Origin of the sequence: Streptomyces albicerus (assembly GCF_008905045.1) — a bacterium.
Classification (GTDB): domain Bacteria; phylum Actinomycetota; class Actinomycetes; order Streptomycetales; family Streptomycetaceae; genus Streptomyces; species Streptomyces albicerus.
In genome coordinates this window covers 23,476-41,558 of the sequence record NZ_VWMY01000054.1, presented here as the reverse complement: position 1 = coordinate 41,558, position 18,083 = coordinate 23,476, and the positions used below count along the sequence as shown (strand labels likewise).

Here is an 18,083-nt window from a genome sequence, read left to right as displayed (position 1 = left end):
AGCAGGCTCTCGATGTCACGGCGGCGCACGAGGCCACGTCACCGAGGCGCACCGCCTGCCAGCCGGGCCCCAGGTCAAGTTCCGCCTGCACCTCACCGCACCGGGACGCCAGGAGCTGGGCGGCCGCGGTGAGCCTGCTCCGCCCGGCGAGTTGGACCCCACGCACGCGAGCGCGAAAGACCGCGGCAACGGGCCTCCTGGTGATCGGTTCGGTTCGCACCCCCGAACTGCCAACAGGCCCCGCTGTCATGCGTCGACTCACGCGCGATCACCCGATCAGGAACCCCGTTCGACCAGACCAGCCCCGTGATCGACACCCCGTGATCGATACGCGGATGGCGTCTCAGTTGTGCTGCTCGGCGTCCAGCAGTGCGAGGGCGGTGCGGACGCCCTGTTCGAGGAGTTGGTCGGCGAGCTGCCGGTCGGTCAGGGCACGGGAGAGCTGCAGCGTCCCGGCCATCATGCCGAGGAGGCTGAGTGCTTTCAGGCGCGCCGACGGCGGATCGTGGGGTGCCAGGCGGGCGGCGAAGTCGTCGATGAGGACCAGTGCGCCGTCGGTGTACGCCTGCCTGGTGGGATCCGTGGCGCGTCCGATCTCGTCGAGCAGGGCGGCGTTGGGGCAGCCGTCCTCGACGCTGTCGCGCTGCTCGGTGGAGAAGTACCAGCGCACGATCTGCTCGAGTCCGGCACGGCCGGGCGGCGCCTGCGCGACGATGTTCGCGTGCTGTGCGCGCATCTGGTCGGCGACCGCAGTGGCGACGAGTTCGTCCTTGGACGCGAAGTAGGCGTAGAAGGTGCCGCTGGTCAGGCCCGCGTCCTTCATGAGCGTCGCGACTCCGGAGCCGTCGATACCGTTGCGCTTGAGCCGGCGACCGGCCGTCGCGATGATCCGCTGCCTTGTCTGCTGCTTGTGTTCTTTCGTGTACCGCACTATGCGTTCCTCCATCGCGGCAGCCGGGGCTTGCGCCCCGGCTGCCGCCCTGGTCAGGTCAGTGTGCCGCGCCTGCAAGGAGAGCCGGGAAGTTGATCCTGGCGGTCTGCAGTTTCGCGTCGTGGGGCTCGGGGACCCCGCCGTCGGTGATGTACAACCGGTCGCCGCGAACTGCGGTCGCGGAGGGTGAGGCGAGACCGTCCGCGCTGGTCAGAACGGCCTTGTAGGTGCCATTCGGGTAGACCACCACGACCCTGTCCGGACCGTTCTGCGAGGAGGAGCCGTTCTGCGCCGCGAACACCACATCGGACCGGGGGGTCAGGAAGCTGAAATCGTCGATGTTGGGCAGGCCGGCCGCGACAGGGCGGATGGGACCGGCCGCGCCGGTACCGGTGACCGGTACCCGCAGCAGTGTTCCCTGGTTGAAGTTGCTGACCCACAAGGCGCCGTTGTGGAACCTGAGCCCGTTGGCGCCGATCGGCAGGGCTTCGGTCGGCACCGGCGCGAGAGCGGCATCGGTCAGCCACGGGGTCGCCGATCCGCCCGAGACGGGAACGGCCCAGATGATGCCCTTCAGGCTGTCCGCGATGTAGAGGGTGCGTCCGGCCGCGTCGATGGCCAGCCCATTGGGGCCCGAGTCGGCGGGCAGAGCGGCGATGCGCTCAGGGGTACCGTCCCCACGCAGCGAGTACACGCCGTTCCTGGCCGCGTCGCCCGGGGCCCACACGCTGTAGTAGACGGTGCCGTCACTGCCACGGGTGTTGCCGCTGATCGCCTCACCCACCTGCCCGGTGACGAGCACGGTGCGCTCTCCGGACGCAGAGATACGCATCAGCTGCGGCCCATGGGTGCGCTCGCACACCGCGCAACTGCCGAGCATGGACAGGGTCACCGAGCCGTCGGGGTTGGCGGTGATGTTCTCGGGGATCTCGCCGGCGGCGTAGTCGAACGTCGCCACGGTCCGTACGTCAGTGACAACGGATCCGCGATACGAGGGTCCCGAGTGTCCCGTCCCTGCGGACGCGGACGGCGCCGACCCCAGGACGGCCGCCGTCGCGGTGACCGCCAGCGCGATGCCGACGTTCTTCTTCAGGAAACGCTTTGCGCTCGATGAACTGCGCCGGGCCGTGTGCTGGCGTTGCTGCTGCATGACTCTCCTCGGTAAATCAACGAGTGACTGATCAAAGGACTTTCGGCGACATCAGCGATGTCGGGCACAGCGGAGACATCCGGGCGGAATCGGCGCCCTTGAAACCCGGACCGGGAGGTCAGCCGGGCAGGCGGTTGTTCTTGCGGATCTGCTTGTCGAACGTTCCGGCGGGGACGAGGCGGCGCGCCGTGGTGACGCGTGAGGCCAGCGGGCCGGCGGTGTAGCGCAGCTTCGGCTTCTTGTCGGTGGCCGCGGTGACGATCACCTTGGCGACGACGGCGGGGGCGTCGCCCTTCTCCATCGCATCCGCGATCATCTCGTCGAAGTCGCGCCGTCGCTCCGCGTACAGCGGCAGCGGGGTGTCGGGCTGCGCGGCGTTGGTGTCGAAGCTGGTCTTGGTGTAGGCGGGCTGGACGATCAGGACCCGGACGCCGTGCTCGCGGACCTCGTGGTCCAGCGACTCGGAGTAGCCCTCGATGGCGTGCTTCGACGCGACGTAGAGGGCCATGAAGGGCTGGGGGGCGACCCCGAGGACGGACGAGATGTTGATGACGCGTCCGCCGCCCTGGGCGCGCATGTGCGGCAGGACGGCCTTCGTCATCCGGATGACACCCAGGACGTTGATGTTCAGGACACTCTGGGCCTGGGCGACGGAGTTCTCCTCGACGGCGCCCGCCGAACCGACGCCTGCGTTGTTGACCAGGACGTCGATGCGTCCGAACCGGTCGATAACCTCTGCGACTGCGGCGGTGGCCGAGTCGTCACTGCCCACGTCGAGATCGAGGTACGTCACACCGTCGGGCGGGGTGAGTCCGGAGGTCTTGCGACCGGTTCCGATCACCTCGAAACCCGCCGCGACGAAGGCGCGGGCCGTCTCCTTGCCGATCCCCGATGAGGCACCTGTCACGAGCGCCACCGGCCGAGTTGTCGCCATCACGATCTCCTTTGGTTTTGACTTACGGTCGTACGTCTTACGTTCGTACGACCATAGAGTGGTCGTCGGTCGAATGGCAAGTGGTCACGTCCGGCGATCCGAGAAAGATCCGGGAAACGTGGGGTGCGGTAGGGGAAGGACCACGAGCGGACGACGAGCAGTTGACCGAGACGGCCGGTCCTCGCATCACCCGAGACGGCGAGCGAACGGTTCGGGATCACAGCTGGTGGCCCAGGGGGCGCCACCGGGTACAGCCGGTGGTGCAGTCCCGGCTGGTGCCGTGGACGACGGACCGGTGGTTTGAGGCGCTGCCGCTGCGTGGGTGTCTTGGGGAGCGCATGCGTCCCAAGACCACTCCTGGCGCGGCATCTCTGACACGGACGCGCCGACGCCTCGCGCCGGCCGGACCGATCGTCGCGCTCACCGCCACACTTGCCGGTGTCGCACCGGTGGCCTGGGCCGACACGTACAGCTGCAGCGGTCGGCAGTACTACCTCTACGACCTGGAGGGCAAGGGCAGCCAGGCCGGGGCAAGAAGGAACGACTCGTCCTGCTGATCAACGGATCCGGCGGGTGACGGAGGGGCTGGGAGATGGCCCACTGGAAGGCCATGCAATTGGCCCAAGAATGTGGGCCGCTTTGCTCTTAGGGTCGTAAGCGTGACCACGGCGGAGCCTGCCGGCCCTTCTTGTTCGCGACTGTGTGCGGTGGCGGGCATGGGCGGGCGGGGCTGGGTTGGGTCAAGGCGGGCAGTCGGCCTCCTGAGGGAGCGATGCCTGCGCCCACAAGGCGCGATGTCCGTCTCCTGAACGTCTCTTCTCAGAGGAACCCTTCATGCGAGCCATCACCGTCCAGGACCGTGACGCCGGCGTCAGCGGCCTGACCCTCACCGAGTTGCCCCATCCGCACGCTGCCGAGAACGACGTGATCGTGCAGGTCCACGCCGCCGGGTTCACCCCGGGCGAGCTGGCCTGGCCCGGCACCTGGACCGATCGGGCTGGACGCGACCGGACTCCGAGCGTGCCCGGCCACGAGCTGTCCGGCGTGGTCACCGAACTGGGCTACGGCACCACCGGTCTGACGGTCGGGCAGCGGGTGTTCGGGCTGACCGACTGGACCCGCAACGGCTCGCTGGCCCAGTATGTCGCGGTCGAGGCCCGCAACCTCGCCCCGCTCGCGGCCGATGTCGACCACGTCACGGCCGCCGCGCTGCCGATCTCCGGGCTCACCGCCTGGCAGGCCCTGTTCGCCCACGCCCACCTGACCACCGGCCAGAGCGTGCTCATCCACGGCGCCGCGGGCGGTGTCGGCTCCATCGCTGTGCAGCTGGCCCGCGGGGTGGGCGCCCGGGTGATCGGCACCGGCCGGGCAGAAGACCGCGACACCGCTCTCGGCCTGGGCGCGGATGCCTTCGTCGATCTCCAGGCCGAGAGCCTGGAGGACATCGACGAGGTCGACGTGGTGTTCGACGTCATCGGCGGCGAGATCCTGGAGCACTCCACCAGACTGGTCCGCCCCGGCGGCACCCTGGTCACCATCGCCGAGCCGGTCACTGTCCACCCCCGTGACGGGCGGGCCGTCTTCTTCGTCGTCGAACCCGACCGGGCCCGCCTTGCCGACCTCGCTCAGCGGCTGCGAGACGGACGCCTCAAGCCGCTCGTCGGCGCGGTCCGGCCGCTCGCCGAGACGGCAGCCGCGTTCGCCCCGGACAAGCGCACTCCCGGCAAGACGATCATCCGCGTCGCCGAAGATGAGTGAGAAAGCCCGGTCGACTGCCTTGTCCCCAGGTGTGCTCCGCTGAGGACCTAGTCCTGCTCAGTCCGCTGGCGATCCCTCGGACGCAAGGATCAGCGGCGGACTTCGTGTTGTCCGTGCCCAGACCGGCCGCATAGCGCGCTCACCGGCCAATTCGAAGGTGGTGACCGATCTTCCGTGAAGGCCCAGCCTGCCGGCGGCCCCGAGTGCTTTCGGCGACAGAGTTCCGCGCCGCCCAGGTGGTTGCACGCTGGCTGGCTGGCCTGGACGCGGACCGTCTTTCTGGCGTGGTCGTCACGGAAGCGCGGTCAGAACCAACCAACGTACTCAGTCACACACCGGCGTACCGCGGTTCACCGGGAAGCTACGCACTTCTTCACGGGACGCCCACGGCTCGGAGTTCGCGTTTCAGCAGGTCAGCGAATTCCGTCAGTTGGCCGTGGGTTCGTTTCGAGCCTTCTTCACAATTCGCGAACCCACGGAGGTGGGGTTGAAGGTCAGTCGGTTCGCCCAGGTGGACGGCCATGACATTCCCCATCGCTGAGGGCACGTAATTGCTCAGGTCTTGGCCGCGTGGAGGGTGAGTGGCGCCTCGGCCCGTCAGCTTTGGCGGCGGTCAGGTGACGGAGTCCATGAAACTCAGCATTCGGCGGTTGACCTCCTCTGCGTGGTCAATCTGTGGTCCGTGGCCGGTGTGGGAGACGATTTCGGCGCGGGCGCCGGGTATCAGGCGCGGGATGCGCTCCACTTGCCGGTGTGGGTGCACGAGGAGGCTTCGCTTGCCGAGTACCAGGTAGAGCGGGGTGTGGATGGTGGACAGTTCGTCCTCGGACAGGGGCGGGGGAGCCGGGCGGCGTATGCGGTATGCACGGACGCCCAGTCTGATCATCGTGCGCAACTCCGGTACGGCGAGGACCGGCTGCTCCAGCCAGGCTGCCAGTCGTGGGCGTAGCGCCTTGGGCGCGAACGTCGCGAAGAGGCTGGCGAAGAGCCAGACGAAGAAGCGCAGCCCCACCTTCTCCAGGCCGCCGGGGTCGAGCAGCGTGACCGAGGCGAGGCGGTCGGGCCTGCGGTGCGCCTGGTTGAGGGTGAGCCATCCGCCGTAGGAGGAACCGACAAGGTGCACCCGGTCGAGCCCGAGCCCGGCAAGTGTCTCGTCCAGCCACTGCGCGGCACGTTCGGGTTGGTGGATGGGTTCGCGCTGCACACTGCGTCCCGGATCACCTGGGGTGTCGATCGCATAGACGGGACGGTCGGCGCTGAGGGCCGGGGTGTTCGGATACCACATGGCAGAGCAGGAGCCCGCCCCGTGCACCAGGACGACGGGGGTGCGGGACCGGGCGGTCGGGTCCGCGGGGCCGTACCGATAGACGTGTGTGGTGCCGAAGGAGGTCTCCACGTCCTCCTCCGCGAGCGCGGGCGCCCCTAGTGCGTATACCGCGTCGCACGCTGCGAAGTAGCGGTGACGCAAGGCATCGCTCACGTAGCGGCCGACATTGGCCTGGCTGCGGGTCGTGGTCTCGGACACTGCCACCTCCGGGATCTCGATTCTTCGTGATACGAACGTACCACGATGGTGGTACGGCTGTATCATCATGAATTGGCGGCGCCCCGACCAGGGCAACCGGCGCAACGGACGAGCAGAGAGGCGGCCGATGCCCAAGCGCGTGGACCACGCAGAACGGCGTACAGAGATCGCCAAGGCACTCGTCCGGGTGGCGGGGCGACGCGGCCTGCACGCCGTGGGGATGCGCGACGTGGCGGCGGAGGCCGGAGTGTCGCTGCGGCTGGTGCAGTACTACTTCGAGACCAAGGAGAAGTTGCTGCTCTACGGGCTGCAGCATCTGGCGGAAAGGTTCGGGGAACGCGTCGCGGCCCGGTCCCGGACCGTCGGGGACAACCCAGGCCCGCGCGCGATGATCGAGGCGCTTCTGATGGCGTCGCTGCCGACCGACGAGGAGAGCCGGGCCTTCCACCTCGTCTATACCTCGTACGCCGTTCTGGCCGTGACCGACCCGGCGCTCGCCGCCCAGCCATTCATCCGGAACCCTGATGCCGCCGAGGACGTCCTGGCAGGACTCCTCCGGCAGGCACAAGAGGCGGATCTCGTTGCGCCCGGTGTGGACGTCCAGTTGGAAGCGGCCAGCCTGTTGGCCATGTCCGCGGGACTTGGCACCAGCGTCCTGGTCAACCAGCGCAGCCCGCGATCCGCCGTCGCGGTGCTGGAGCACCACCTCAACCGGATCTTCCAGGGCAGTGATCAAGATCCGTGAGCCGGCCTGACGATTGGCACCTGGGTTCCAACACCCTTGATCCAACACCCTTGATCATTGCTGTTGTTGAAGGTGAGCGAGGCGAGTCCGTGTTGAACCGAAGACGAGATCCGGGATCTTCATATGCGTGACTGGAGCCTGGCAGCTGAGGAGTTGCAGACCGCCCGGCTGTCGCTGCGGCGTCAAGCGAAGCTGATATCGACGCGATCTTTGAGATCCATAGTGATCCCGGGACCTGCGTGCACAATCCTTTCCTCAACCTCTTCTACCGCTTCGCCACCTCGGCATCGGGTCAGGGTTTCGCGGGCGACGCCGCCAGCGAGGTCACGGCCTGGGTGTCCCGCCGCGTTCCCGATCTCCCCCTGATCGCCAGGGTTCGACCGGCCAACATGGCTTCCCAGCGCGTGGCAATCCGGGCCGGCCTGACTCGGGCGGTGCACCTCGACACAATCGGATACGACGGTCCCGAATGGATCTATACGGCGAAACTCCCAACCTGAACAGCCTCGCCCTGTCATCCGGTGTGCACGTTGACCTCTCCAGCTCACAGATCGAGGGACGGCTACGACTCCGGCCCGAGTGCTGCGCAGGGCCTGGTGCTCGCAAAGGCCGAGTTCAGCACCGACGAAGAGGCACAGTCCTTCGTGCCCCCTGCCGAGTGCGTGGCAGAGGTGACCGATGACGCTCGCTTCACCGGAGGACGCCTCGTCCAGACCTCCCGCCACGAGCTGTGACATCAAAACTCGGTTCTGGCACAGATCTTGGGGAGCGGTCGCGGAGGGTGACATTGTCCTTCGATGGCAAGGGAAGATCACGAACCCCGGATGCCCGGCTCAAACGCCTACCTCGTAGCCTCCGCATATGACTGATGATCCGTTCCAGTGCCGCTGCGTCCTTTGCCATGACTACGGCGACCGGGACGAAGCGGACCGGGCTGATCTGGCGATGATCGAGAATGTGCAGCAGCACGGATGGCATGTCGTCATGGTTCCCGAGGACGAGGCCGGTCCTGGATTCGCCTATACGATCGGACTGGCGCACTCTCACGGCGCACCTGAACTCGCCATGTTCGGGCTCGATATCCACGTCATGCACCGCATTCTCAACAGGCTCGGCGGGAAGTCCGCGGCGGGCGCTGTACTGGCTGGCGGTCAGATGCATCATGACGTTGTCGACGGCCACCAAGTCGCACTCAAGCAGGTCGATCTCCGCTGGTACCGGACCTTCTTCGGGTGGGCCATCGGGTTCTACCGTCGGCCCCCTTTCCCTGTGCTGCAGGTTGCGTGGCCCGACGCGGATGACCGCTTTCACTGGGAAGAACAGGCCGAGGAGAAACATCGGAAGTCGCAGCCTCAGTTGTGGCTGCCACCGAGTGAGCACCCTGTCGGAATCTGGACAACCGAACTCTGATCTCAAAAGCACCGACCAGCGACGCCATGGAGATCACCGTCCAATGGATACGGACGTCCTGGACGAAGCGGTCCCGGGGCGGGGAGGCTGCCTCGCGCAGGAACGCAGCGCCAATCGGCTTCGCTCTCCCGTCTGCCGAGACCGCTTCCGCGCACGTGATTCGCATGCATGAGCGAGACGGCTTCAAACCGTACGACACCCAGGAAGACCGCGGAAGAATCGATGTCCAGCTGCGTGAAACCGACGGACGGCTGCGGGTCTTTCCTCGAGTGCAGCCCTTGTTCGCCCTGCCGCCCAGGCCCCCGGCAGTGCGCCTCGCGCCCGGCCAGTGGGTTCGCTGGCAGCTCAACTATCGCTTCAGCAGCACGGCGGGGATGCAGGACTGGTCGTACTGGCTGGACACGTTCAACATCGCCTACGGCCCGGTGAACGCCGAGGTGTTCCTGTCCACGCCCACCGTGTTCGTCGACGAGCAAGGGCCGCTCCGATAACCCCAACTTGAACGTCGGCCACGGCTCCAGATGACGCTACGTCACCGAGACGGACCCCGGGAAGGCTCAGGGCGCTGGAGGGTGAAGATCAGTTGCGGGCGCTGCCCAGGGTCGTAGCGCGGCCGCTACGACCCGGCGGCCGTCAGAGCATCGTCGTCAGAACATGGTGTTGTCGTTGGCGGAGGTCTCCGGCACGTCCTGCACGGCGTCCCAGTGCTCGACGATCTTTCCGTCCCTGACCCGGAAGAGGTCGAGGACCGCCCGGCCGCGCTCGCCCGGTGTGTCGATGTAGTGGCTGTGGACGGCCACCAGGTCGCCCTCGGCGATGACCCGCTTCGGCTCCACGCTCAGCTGCGGGAACTGCTCGATGTACGCGCCCAGTCCGGCCTTCACGCCTGCCGCGCCGTCGGGGATGTTCGGGTTGTGCTGACGGTACTCGGGGGCCACGTAGGTGTCGATGGCGGCGAGATCCTTGCGGACCATGAGCTGGTCGACGAACGCGGTGACCAACTTCCTGTTGTACGCGGTGAACCACCGCTGCTCCGGTGCCTCGGTCTGCGGCCCGCTGAGGGTGGAGAACATGTCGTTGCCGTTGGCCGTGGTCGCCGGCACCTCCTGGAGGATGTCCCAGTGCTCGGCGATTTTCCCGTCCTGGAAGCGGAAGATGTCGAAGACGGCCATCCCGGGAGTGCCGGGAACGAGGACGACGTTGGAGTGCAGGAGCACCAGGTCGCCCTCGGACAGGACCCGCAACACGTTGTACTTGGCGTCCGGGAACTGCTGTCGCATGCCGGCGCCGAAGGCCTTCATGGCCTCGGGGCCGTCGGCGGCGAGCGGGTTGTGCTGGATGTAGTCCGGCCGTACGTGGCGGTCGATGACGGTCGTGTCGCCCCCCTCGAACACGGTCGTGAGGGATTGGGCGATCTGCGTCTTCACCGTCCCCTCCACGGTCAGCACGATCTTGCCTGTGGTGCGGCCGGTCTCGCCCAGGGTGTGGGCCTTGGCGGCCTCGGCGAGCGGGAAGGTGGCCTCGATGTGGGCGCGCAGGGCGCCGGTTTCGACGAGGTCGGCGATGGCTTGCATGCCGGCGCGGTCGGCCTCGACGAGGAGGGCCTCGTAGCGGATGCCCCGCTCGGCGATGTCCGCCAGTTCGTCGGGGTCGATGGGTACCGGCAGGATCGAGACGAGGGTGCCGCCCGGGCGCAGCACGGCGAGGGAGCGGGCGCGGGCGACGGTGTCCAAGGAGATCGGGTCGAGGACCACATCGATGTCCTTGGCGGCCTCGGTGAAGTCGACCGTGTGGTAGTCGATGGCCTCGTCGACTCCCAGGGAACGCAGGAAGTCGTGCTTGGCGGCGCTGGCGGTGCCGATGACGTACGCGCCGCGGGACTTGGCGATCTGGACGGCGAGATGGCCGACGCCGCCGGCGGCCGCGTGGATGAGGACGCGCTGCCCGGGCTGGACATCGGCGGTGTCGACGAGTGCCTGGTATGCGGTCAGGGCCGCGAGCGGGAGCGCGCCGGCCTGGACGTGGTCGATGCCGGCGGGCTTGTACGCGAAGGCACGGGCGGGGGCGGTCACGTACTCGGCGTGGGCGCCGACCCCGTGGGGGTAGGGCAGCATGCCGAAGACCTCGTCGCCCGGCTTGAACAGGGTGACGCCGGTGCCGACGGCCTCGACGACTCCGGAGACGTCCCAGCCAAGGATGAGGGGCAGGCCGTTGGCGGTCATGGGCTGGGCGCGGTTCCACCAGTCGGTCGGGTTGACGCCGGCCGCGCGGACGGCGATCAGGATCTCACTCAACCCCGGTTCGGGCCTGGGAACTTCGACCTCTTTGAGCACCTCGGGGGAACCGTGGGTCTCCTGGCGGATGGCGCGCATGGTGGCGGTATTGGAGTTCGTCATGCGTCCAGCGTTGCGGCCTGCGACTCCCAGGCGCCATGGCATGAATGCCAACTTTCAACGGGATCACGCCATGGCGTACGTTCGACGATTCATTGCGTCGGCCACACCCAGACTCGCCGCGCTGGAGGGAGTCGACGCGTGAAACGTAGTACTCAGGGTTCCGGCGCCTGTCGCCGGAACCCTGACATCTCGTCGTCAGAACATGGAGTTGTGGCGCGCAAGGTGACCCTGCGCGTCATGCGTCCAGCGTGTTGCCGTCACCGTCCGATATCGTGGCATGAATTCCAATCTTCGACGGGATCACGCCATGACACCCATTCACCGAGTCGTCGTTCTGGCCGTAGACGGTGTGTACCCCTTTGAACTGGGCATCCCAAGCCGGGTCTTCGAGGCGGCGGACGGCCGCTACGAGGTCCTGACCTGTAGCGTCGACGGCCGCCCGGTACGCACCAACTCCGACTTCTCGATCACCGTCGAGCACGGCCCGGAGGCGCTGCGCACCGCCGACACCGTCGTCATCCCGCCTTTCGTCCCCAGCGCCGCCCCCCGGGAAGTGCCGCAAGCCGTGGTCCAGGCGCTCGCGTCCGTGGCTCCAGGCACCCGCCTGGTATCGATCTGCACCGGCGCCTTCGTCCTCGCCGCAGCCGGTCTCCTCGACGGCCGGCCGGCCACCACCCACTGGATGGTCGCGGACCTCTTCCGCGCATGGTTCCCACAGGTCGCACTGGATCCCGACGTCCTTTTCATCGACGACGGAGATGTGCTGACCTCGGCCGGCGCCGCCTCCGGTCTCGACGTCTGCCTGCACATCATCCGCAAGGACCACGGCAGTGAAGTCGCCAACCAGGTGGCCCGCATGTGCATCGTCCCCCCGTGGCGCGACGGAGGACAGGCGCAGTACATCCAGCACCCGGTGCCCGAGGCCACGGCCAGCGGAACGGCCACCGCCCGCCAGTGGGCGCTGGAGAACCTCCACGAACCCATGACTCTGACGGACCTCGCCGAGCACTCCCACATGAGCCTGCGCACCTTCGCCCGCCGCTTCACCGAAGAGGTGGGCATGAGCCCGGGACGCTGGCTGATCCAGCAGCGCGTCGACCGGGCACGACACCTCCTGGAAACCACCGACCAGCCGGTGGACGAGATCGCCGGCCAAGTCGGCTTCGCCGGCGGCACATCGCTACGAGAACACCTGCATGCCGCCATCGGCGTCTCACCGCTCGCCTACCGGCGCACCTTCCGCGGCGCTCTGTCCCCCACCCACTGAGCACCACCGCACCTACCGCTCTGCGAACGCGATGACGAACCGGCCGCATCGGTGCACCGCCACGGCCGGAGGAATGGCGTTCGCCATAGTCCCGCCGTACCGGGTTCCCTTCGTCCGAATCCTGGCAGCATCGGCGAGCCACTCGGGCAGCCCCGGGATACCGCCGGTCACCCCATCAAACGCAGTCCGTCCTCGAAGTCGACGCGCGCGAGGTCGGCGCGCGAGACGATGCCGAGCTTGGGGAACACGTTGGCCAGGTGATGACCCACCGTGCGGGGACTGATCAGCAGCTGTGCTCCGATCTCCCGGTTGGTGAGTCCCTCCGCGGCCAGCCGTACGACTCTCAACTCCTGCGCCGTGAGGGTCGTTGGGGTGTCCTGTGCCCGTGCCCGCGCGGAGTCCCGTTGCGGTTGCTGCCCGGTCAGCTCCTGTTCGGCCCGGGTGCGGGCGAGCAACGGAGCCGCGTCGAGTCGCTGGAAGGTTTCCGCGGCTTCGGCCAGCTGTATCCGGGCGTCGGTACGACGGCGGGCCCGCCGCAGCCACTCGCCGTACAGCAGGCGCGTGCGGGCGTAGTTGAAGGGCCGAGACGCGGCTCCGGGGACATCCAGTGCAAGCCGGAACTGCTTCTCCGCATCCGCCCCCGACGCCAGCAGTGCATGGACCAGGTGCGTCGCGGAGATCACCCACGCCGCGTTGGTCCGCTCGGCCCACCGCCGCAGCAACCGCGCCTGTTCCTCGGCCGTCGCCCGCTGCCCGGCCTGGACCGCGGCCTCGGCGGTGTCCGGCGCGGCGAGCAGCGCGACGGTGGCGTTCGCCGCGTGGTGTCCGTCCTCGCCCAGCCGGACCAGGCGGTCCAGCGCCTCCTCGGCCCGGCCGGCGAAGAGCGCCGACATACCGAGGTTCCACTCCGCGCAGGCGCTGAAGACGCGCACCCCACGCGGCACCCAAACCTCGATGGTCCGGTCGGCGACGTCCCTGACGGTCCGCTCATCGCCTTGCGCGGCTGCCAGCCATCCGAGACCGGTGCGGCACTGCCCCGCCAAGTGGTCGTCGCCGGTCCCCTGGGCCACTTGGAGCCCCTCAAGGGCGTTCGCCTTGGCCGAGGTCCAGGAGCCTTGCGCGATGTCGGGCGCCACGGTCTGGGCCAGCGCCTGGGTCAGGGCAGTGACCTGGTCCGTGTGCCGCAGCGTGTCGATTTCACGGCGGAGCGCCTCCTGGAGGGCGGACTCGATGCCCCAGGCCACCGCCAGCGGTGCCGGTGGCATCAGGAGCCAGGAACTGCCGCTGAGCCGGGTGAGGATGTCAGCGACGGGGGCCACGCCCTGGTCGCGGTCATCGGCGCCGCCGCCCCCGTCCTCCGTCCACCATTGGCGCAGCAACGGCAGCAGCTCGGCGTTCGAGAAGCCCCCTTGCGGGAGCCGCCGCTCGAGCCGCTGGAGCGCCTCGCGCTGAAGTGCGCCACGACTGGCCGCCCACGCAGCCCGCAGCGCCATGCTGCCGAGCCTGAACGCCTGCCCGGGATCGGCCACCCGCTCCATGTCCCGGGTCAGCTGACGGCAGGCGGTTTCCAGATCGCCGTGCGCGAACTCGATCAGCCCGCGCAACCCCTCGCTGAGATCCGCGACCGTGGATGCGGAGGAGACCCCTTCGGCCCGCTCCAGCATTCCCCGCGCCACGTCGACGTGGCCGGCCTCCCAGGCCGCCCTCGCTCCGTGAGCCAGTCGTCTGGCCGCGTCGTCCGTGGAGGGGGACAGCTTCGCCGCACGCCGCAGGGCACGAGCCGCCGTGGCACAGCCACCGCGTGCCCAGGACCGGTGGGCCGACTCTTCCAGCAGCCGGGCCACCTCCTCGTCAGGTCGGCCCACGGCCTCCGAAGCCGCGGCGAGGTGCCACGGGCGCAACTCGTCGGCGTTCTCACCAGTCAGTACGGAGGCGAGCGCATGATGTACGGCCTGGCGGTTGGCGGGCGGCGCCTCCTCGTAGACCACCGCCTCCATCAGTTGGTGGCGGAAGCGGATCCGCCCGTCCGAGCGCATGGTGAGCAGGCCCGAGTGCAGCGCCTCGTCCCACGCGACTGCGTCGAGGCCGAGCACGACACCGGCCTGGTACACGGTGTTGCGATCACTACGGTCATCGGCGGCGGCGAGAAGGAGCGCGGTGCGGGCAGGCGCGGACAACCTCTCGATCCGTGCTCGGAAGGCACGGCGCAGGCGTGGCCCGACGGCGATCCGCTCATCGGCAAGAGGGTGCGCCGAGATGTCGCCGGCCGCCACGGACGTGGTCAGCTCCTGGAGTGCGAGGGGATTTCCGGCTGCCGCGCGGATCGTGCGGCGGATCACTGACTCGTCCGCGTGCGGAGCGACGGCACTGGCGAGGAGCCGGGCGTCCTCGTCGCCCAGCTCCCGGACCTCCATGGCCGCCAGTTTCTCCCAGGGGCCGTCGACGGGGTCGTCGTGTCCGGTGAGGAGCATGACCACGGGCCCGTTGCGCAGTCGGCGCGCGGCGAAGGCCAGGCACTGTGCGGATGGCTCGTCGAGCCATTGGGCGTCGTCGGCGATGATCAGCACCGGCCGTTCTTCGGCCAGCTCGCCGACGAGCGTCAGTACGGCCACGCCGATCAGGAACCGGTCCGCCACGTCGTTGCTGGTACCGAGCGCCCCGTTCAAGGCGTTGGCCTGCGGCTCCGGGAGCGTACTGATCCGCTCCTTCACCGGCCACAGCAATTCGTGCAGTGCGGCGAACGTCAGCCCCGACTCCAGGCGAGTGCCCCCGCATCGCAAGACGGTGAAGTCCGCAGCCGCGGACTCGGCCACGTATTCCAGCAGGGCGGTCTTGCCGATGCCGGGGTCACCCCACAACACCAGCGTTGCCCCGTCGCCCTGCCGAGCACCGTCAAGGATCCGGTCGAGGGCTGCCTGCTCCTGGCGCCGTCCGTATAGGTCCATTTGTTGAAAGCTTAAGGGGCTGCTGTCGCCCGGAGCCACTCCCGGTACCCGCGTTCAACCAGATTTGGCAGTTCCATGACGGATACGGTGACGGATCCGCTGCCACCCCTTCGTCAGTAGCGTCGGAGACGTGATCAGCGCATTCGCGAAACTGCGCTGCACCGTCGGCCCGACCACCGGAGGCATCAACACGCTCCGCCATGTCGTTCCCGCACGGGCCTTCGACAGACAACTCCGCACACTCAACCGGCCGGCCGACCGTCGACCGTGAAGCAACCACCAAGATCTCAAAGCAACGGCAGCAAGGAGAAGTACGCCGCCCCGCACACCGCGGCACGCGTCATCGTCACCCCCGCCCTCGACGCGGTAGACGTCACCGCCGAGGACACCGGACCGTCGTGCACCCACGGGTGGACGGCCGTGACGGCGGTGACCAGAGGCCTTTCGGCATACGTGAGCGGGCCGCCCTCTGCCAAGTGGAGTCGCCGCGGGCCCCGACGCCCGCGGCGACCGGACCGTCCGTGCCCTTCTCGTCCCCACCACCCCCACCACCGCCCACACGGAGACTTGGCATGACCACCGTTCTCATCGTCGACGACCACGCCCTGCAGCGCTTCGGCTTCCGGATGCTTCTGGAACAGCACCCCGATCTGACCGTGGTGGGCGAGGCCGCCCACGGAACCGAAGCCGTCCGCAAAACAGCCGAACTGCGCCCCGACGTCGTACTCATGGACGTACGGATGCCCGGCATGGACGGCATCGAGGCCACTCGCCGCATCGTCGAGTCCGGAGGCCGTTCCCACGTCCTGGTCCTGACCACCTTCGACATCGACGAGCACGCGTACGACGCCCTGCGCGCCGGTGCCAGGGGGTTTCTGCTGAAGGACGCCCTGCCCGACGCACTCGTCGCCGGTATCCGGTCCGTGGCCGCCGGGGACATGGTCATCGCCCCCGGCCTGACTCGCGAGCTCATCGACGTCTTCTCCGACCGGCTGCCCGGCCGCGCCCCAGGCCAAAAGAGGCAGCTCGCCGTCCTGACCCAGCGCGAACACGAATCCCTGACCCAGCGCGAGCGCGAGGTGCTGACCGCCATTGCCTCCGGCTGGAGCAACCTCGAGATCGGCCAACGGTTGTCGTTGGCCGAATCCACCGTGAAGACCCACGTCAGCCACATCCTCGCCAAGATCGGCGCCCGCGACCGCGTCCAGGCCGTGATCTTCGCCTACGACACCGGACTGGTCAGACCCGCACGACCAGCACCACCGCACGCAGTCAGCGCCGGCCGCAGAGGTCCTGACGCTCTGCCCGCGACCGGCTGAGGTTCCCTCACTCCCTCACGCGGGGATCCGCACGCAGCCTGCCGCTGACGGGGCCCGGCTTCACACCGAGCACCGGCAGCGTCATCCAAATGATCAATTACCAACCCAGTCCGTCAAGGGAAGTCATGGAACAGCAAAGCAAGCAAGCGGCCCGGCGCAGCAGCACCGTGTGGGCCGTGTTCATCACCAGCACGGCGGGATTCATCACCGCGCTCGACAACCTGATCGTCACCACCGCTCTGCCCTCCATCCGCGATGACCTCGGCGGCGGCCTGGAAGATCTCGAGTGGACGGTGAGCGCCTACACGCTCACCTTCGCCGTGCTGATGATGTTCGGCGCTTCCCTGGGTGACCGTTTCGGCCGCCGACGGCTGTTCGTCCTCGGTCTTGGCATCTTCACCGCCGCGTCCGCCGCGGCCGCACTCGCTCCGGGCATGAACGAACTGATCGCCGCCCGCGCGGTGCAGGGCTTCGGCGCCGCGATCATCACCCCGCTCACCCTGACCCTGCTGTCGGCCGCCGTCCCCGCCGAGCGGCGCGGTGTCGCCTTCGGCATCTGGGGCGCGGCCAGCGGCCTCGCCGTCGCCATGGGACCGCTCATCGGCGGCGCGCTCACCGAGTACGTCTCCTGGCAGTGGATCTTCTGGGTGAACGTCCCGATCGGCCTGGCGCTGATTCCTCTGGCCCTGCTGCGCCTGAGCGAGAGCCAAGGCCCCAACCCGAGCCTGGACCTGACCGGAACCGTGCTGGCCAGCGGCGGTCTGTTCGGCATCGTCTACGCCCTGGTCCGCGGCAACGCCGACGGCTGGACCAGCACCCCGGTACTGGGCGGCCTGATCGGCGGCGCCCTCCTGCTGGTCGCCTTCGTCGCCTGGGAACAGCGCGCCAAGCACCCGATGCTGCCGATGCACCTGTTCCGTCACCCCTCCTTCAGCGCCATCAACGCCGCCAGCCTGCTGATGATACTCGGCACATTCGGAGCGGTCTTCCTGCTCACCCAGTACTTCCAGGACATCGGCGGCTACTCGCCGATGGAAGCAGGCATACGGATGCTGCCCTGGACCGCGATGCCCATGATCGCCGGACCGCTCGCAGGAGCCCTCTCCGACCGCATCGGCGGCGGACCGGTCGTCGCGGTGGGGCTTGCCCTACAGGCCGTGGGCCTGGGGCTCTGGGCGCTGGCCGTCGAGCCGCAGGTGCACTACCCCGACCTGCTGCCCGCGCTGATCCTCTGCGGGATCGGCACGGGCATGTTCTACGCCCCCACCGCCAACCTCGTCATGAGCACGGTCCGCCCGGAGGAAGAGGGCATCGCCTCCGGCGCCAACAACGCCATCCGAGAGGTCGGCGGCGCCATCGGTGTCGCGTCCCTGGCGGCCATCTTCTCCGCCCAGGGCGGCTACGAGTCCGCCTCGCTGTTCGTGGACGGACTGATCCCGGCGCTCTGGTTCGCTACCGGTGCGCTCAGCGTGGCGGCGGCACTGACGTTCCTTATCCCCAGCCGGCGCAAGACCGGTGGCCCAGTTGCCGACCTCGCCCCAGGGGATACTCCGGCCGGCGCCCCAGCCGCCATCTGAGCCTCGCGCCACCCAACGCGCCTTGTCCGCCCGCATCGTCGAGGGCATCCAGACCGCCGCCAACGAACAGGGCTGTGCCGGACCGGACAGACACCGGATCGTGTGGATCACCTGCCGGTGGCAGTA

At 68.5% G+C, this 18,083-nt stretch carries 16 protein-coding genes and 2 pseudogenes; 11 read left to right on the top strand and 7 right to left on the bottom strand.

Going from position 1 to position 18,083, the window contains the following annotated elements; translation table 11 throughout:
- Positions 1–343: 343 nt before the first annotated feature.
- From GAS53_RS38665 to GAS53_RS38655, 3 genes are all read right to left on the bottom strand, one after another.
- A complete protein-coding gene (locus tag GAS53_RS38665) occupies positions 344–934 on the bottom strand; it encodes a TetR/AcrR family transcriptional regulator (RefSeq protein ID WP_151482476.1) in 591 nt (196 codons plus the stop codon).
- Between the two features lie 55 nt (positions 935–989).
- Positions 990–2,081, bottom strand: a complete 1,092-nt coding sequence (locus GAS53_RS38660; RefSeq protein ID WP_225859364.1) for an SMP-30/gluconolactonase/LRE family protein — start codon at positions 2,079–2,081, stop codon at positions 990–992.
- Between the two features lie 118 nt (positions 2,082–2,199).
- On the bottom strand, positions 2,200–3,015 hold the full coding sequence (locus tag GAS53_RS38655; RefSeq protein WP_151482442.1) for an oxidoreductase: 816 nt from the start codon (positions 3,013–3,015) through the stop codon (positions 2,200–2,202).
- A gap of 338 nt (positions 3,016–3,353) precedes the next feature.
- Between GAS53_RS38655 and GAS53_RS38650 the strand changes: the two genes are divergently transcribed.
- Both GAS53_RS38650 and GAS53_RS38645 read left to right on the top strand, forming a co-directional pair.
- Positions 3,354–3,572 carry a hypothetical protein gene (locus tag GAS53_RS38650; protein ID WP_151482441.1) on the top strand — a complete coding sequence of 73 codons (219 nt, stop codon included), beginning with the start codon at positions 3,354–3,356 and terminating at the stop codon, positions 3,570–3,572.
- Positions 3,573–3,849: 277 nt separating this feature from the next.
- Positions 3,850–4,773, top strand: a complete 924-nt coding sequence (locus GAS53_RS38645; protein ID WP_151482440.1) for an NADP-dependent oxidoreductase — start codon at positions 3,850–3,852, stop codon at positions 4,771–4,773.
- Between the two features lie 613 nt (positions 4,774–5,386).
- Here the strand turns inward: GAS53_RS38645 and GAS53_RS38640 are convergent.
- Positions 5,387–6,298: an alpha/beta fold hydrolase gene (locus GAS53_RS38640; RefSeq protein WP_151482439.1), complete on the bottom strand. Its 912-nt coding sequence runs from the start codon at positions 6,296–6,298 to the stop codon at positions 5,387–5,389.
- Positions 6,299–6,425: 127 nt separating this feature from the next.
- Between GAS53_RS38640 and GAS53_RS38635 the strand changes: the two genes are divergently transcribed.
- The 5 genes from GAS53_RS38635 (at position 6,426) to GAS53_RS38615 (ending at position 8,944) form a co-directional block, all read left to right on the top strand.
- Entirely contained in the window at positions 6,426–7,043 is a 618-nt protein-coding gene (locus GAS53_RS38635; RefSeq protein WP_151482438.1) for a TetR/AcrR family transcriptional regulator, read from the top strand.
- A 239-nt stretch (positions 7,044–7,282) separates the two neighbouring features.
- Complete coding sequence (locus GAS53_RS38630; RefSeq protein WP_225859363.1) at positions 7,283–7,543, top strand: GNAT family N-acetyltransferase; 261 nt, start codon at positions 7,283–7,285, stop codon at positions 7,541–7,543.
- Between the two features lie 30 nt (positions 7,544–7,573).
- Positions 7,574–7,777: a CYTH domain-containing protein gene (locus GAS53_RS38625; protein ID WP_151482437.1), complete on the top strand. Its 204-nt coding sequence runs from the start codon at positions 7,574–7,576 to the stop codon at positions 7,775–7,777.
- Between the two features lie 127 nt (positions 7,778–7,904).
- Positions 7,905–8,453, top strand: coding sequence for a DUF4262 domain-containing protein (locus GAS53_RS38620; protein WP_151482436.1), 549 nt, complete (start codon positions 7,905–7,907; stop codon positions 8,451–8,453).
- A gap of 26 nt (positions 8,454–8,479) precedes the next feature.
- A complete protein-coding gene (locus GAS53_RS38615; RefSeq protein ID WP_151482435.1) occupies positions 8,480–8,944 on the top strand; it encodes a hypothetical protein in 465 nt (154 codons plus the stop codon).
- A gap of 156 nt (positions 8,945–9,100) precedes the next feature.
- Here GAS53_RS38615 and GAS53_RS56955 read toward each other — a convergent pair.
- Both GAS53_RS56955 and GAS53_RS56950 read right to left on the bottom strand, forming a co-directional pair.
- Positions 9,101–9,859, bottom strand: a pseudogene (locus tag GAS53_RS56955) (nuclear transport factor 2 family protein); the annotation flags it as partial.
- Positions 9,860–9,886: 27 nt separating this feature from the next.
- Positions 9,887–10,825, bottom strand: a pseudogene (locus tag GAS53_RS56950) (NADP-dependent oxidoreductase); the annotation flags it as partial.
- Positions 10,826–11,156: 331 nt separating this feature from the next.
- Between GAS53_RS56950 and GAS53_RS38605 the strand changes: the two are divergent.
- The gene (locus tag GAS53_RS38605; protein WP_151482433.1) at positions 11,157–12,116 is read left to right on the top strand and encodes a GlxA family transcriptional regulator; all 960 of its coding nucleotides are present in this window, start codon (positions 11,157–11,159) and stop codon (positions 12,114–12,116) included.
- Between the two features lie 167 nt (positions 12,117–12,283).
- Here the strand turns inward: GAS53_RS38605 and GAS53_RS38600 are convergent, their stop codons facing one another.
- Positions 12,284–15,061, bottom strand: a complete 2,778-nt coding sequence (locus GAS53_RS38600; RefSeq protein WP_151482432.1) for an AAA family ATPase — start codon at positions 15,059–15,061, stop codon at positions 12,284–12,286.
- 130 nt (positions 15,062–15,191) lie between these two features.
- Here GAS53_RS38600 and GAS53_RS55515 point away from each other — a divergent pair, with 130 nt between their 5' ends.
- The 3 genes from GAS53_RS55515 (at position 15,192) to GAS53_RS38590 (ending at position 17,957) form a co-directional block, all read left to right on the top strand.
- The gene (locus GAS53_RS55515) at positions 15,192–15,332 is read left to right on the top strand and encodes a hypothetical protein (protein ID WP_192583464.1); all 141 of its coding nucleotides are present in this window, start codon (positions 15,192–15,194) and stop codon (positions 15,330–15,332) included.
- Between the two features lie 301 nt (positions 15,333–15,633).
- Positions 15,634–16,380: a response regulator gene (locus tag GAS53_RS38595; RefSeq protein ID WP_151482431.1), complete on the top strand. Its 747-nt coding sequence runs from the start codon at positions 15,634–15,636 to the stop codon at positions 16,378–16,380.
- Between the two features lie 125 nt (positions 16,381–16,505).
- On the top strand, positions 16,506–17,957 hold the full coding sequence (locus GAS53_RS38590) for an MFS transporter (protein WP_151482430.1): 1,452 nt from the start codon (positions 16,506–16,508) through the stop codon (positions 17,955–17,957).
- The last annotated feature ends 126 nt before the right edge of the window (positions 17,958–18,083 follow it).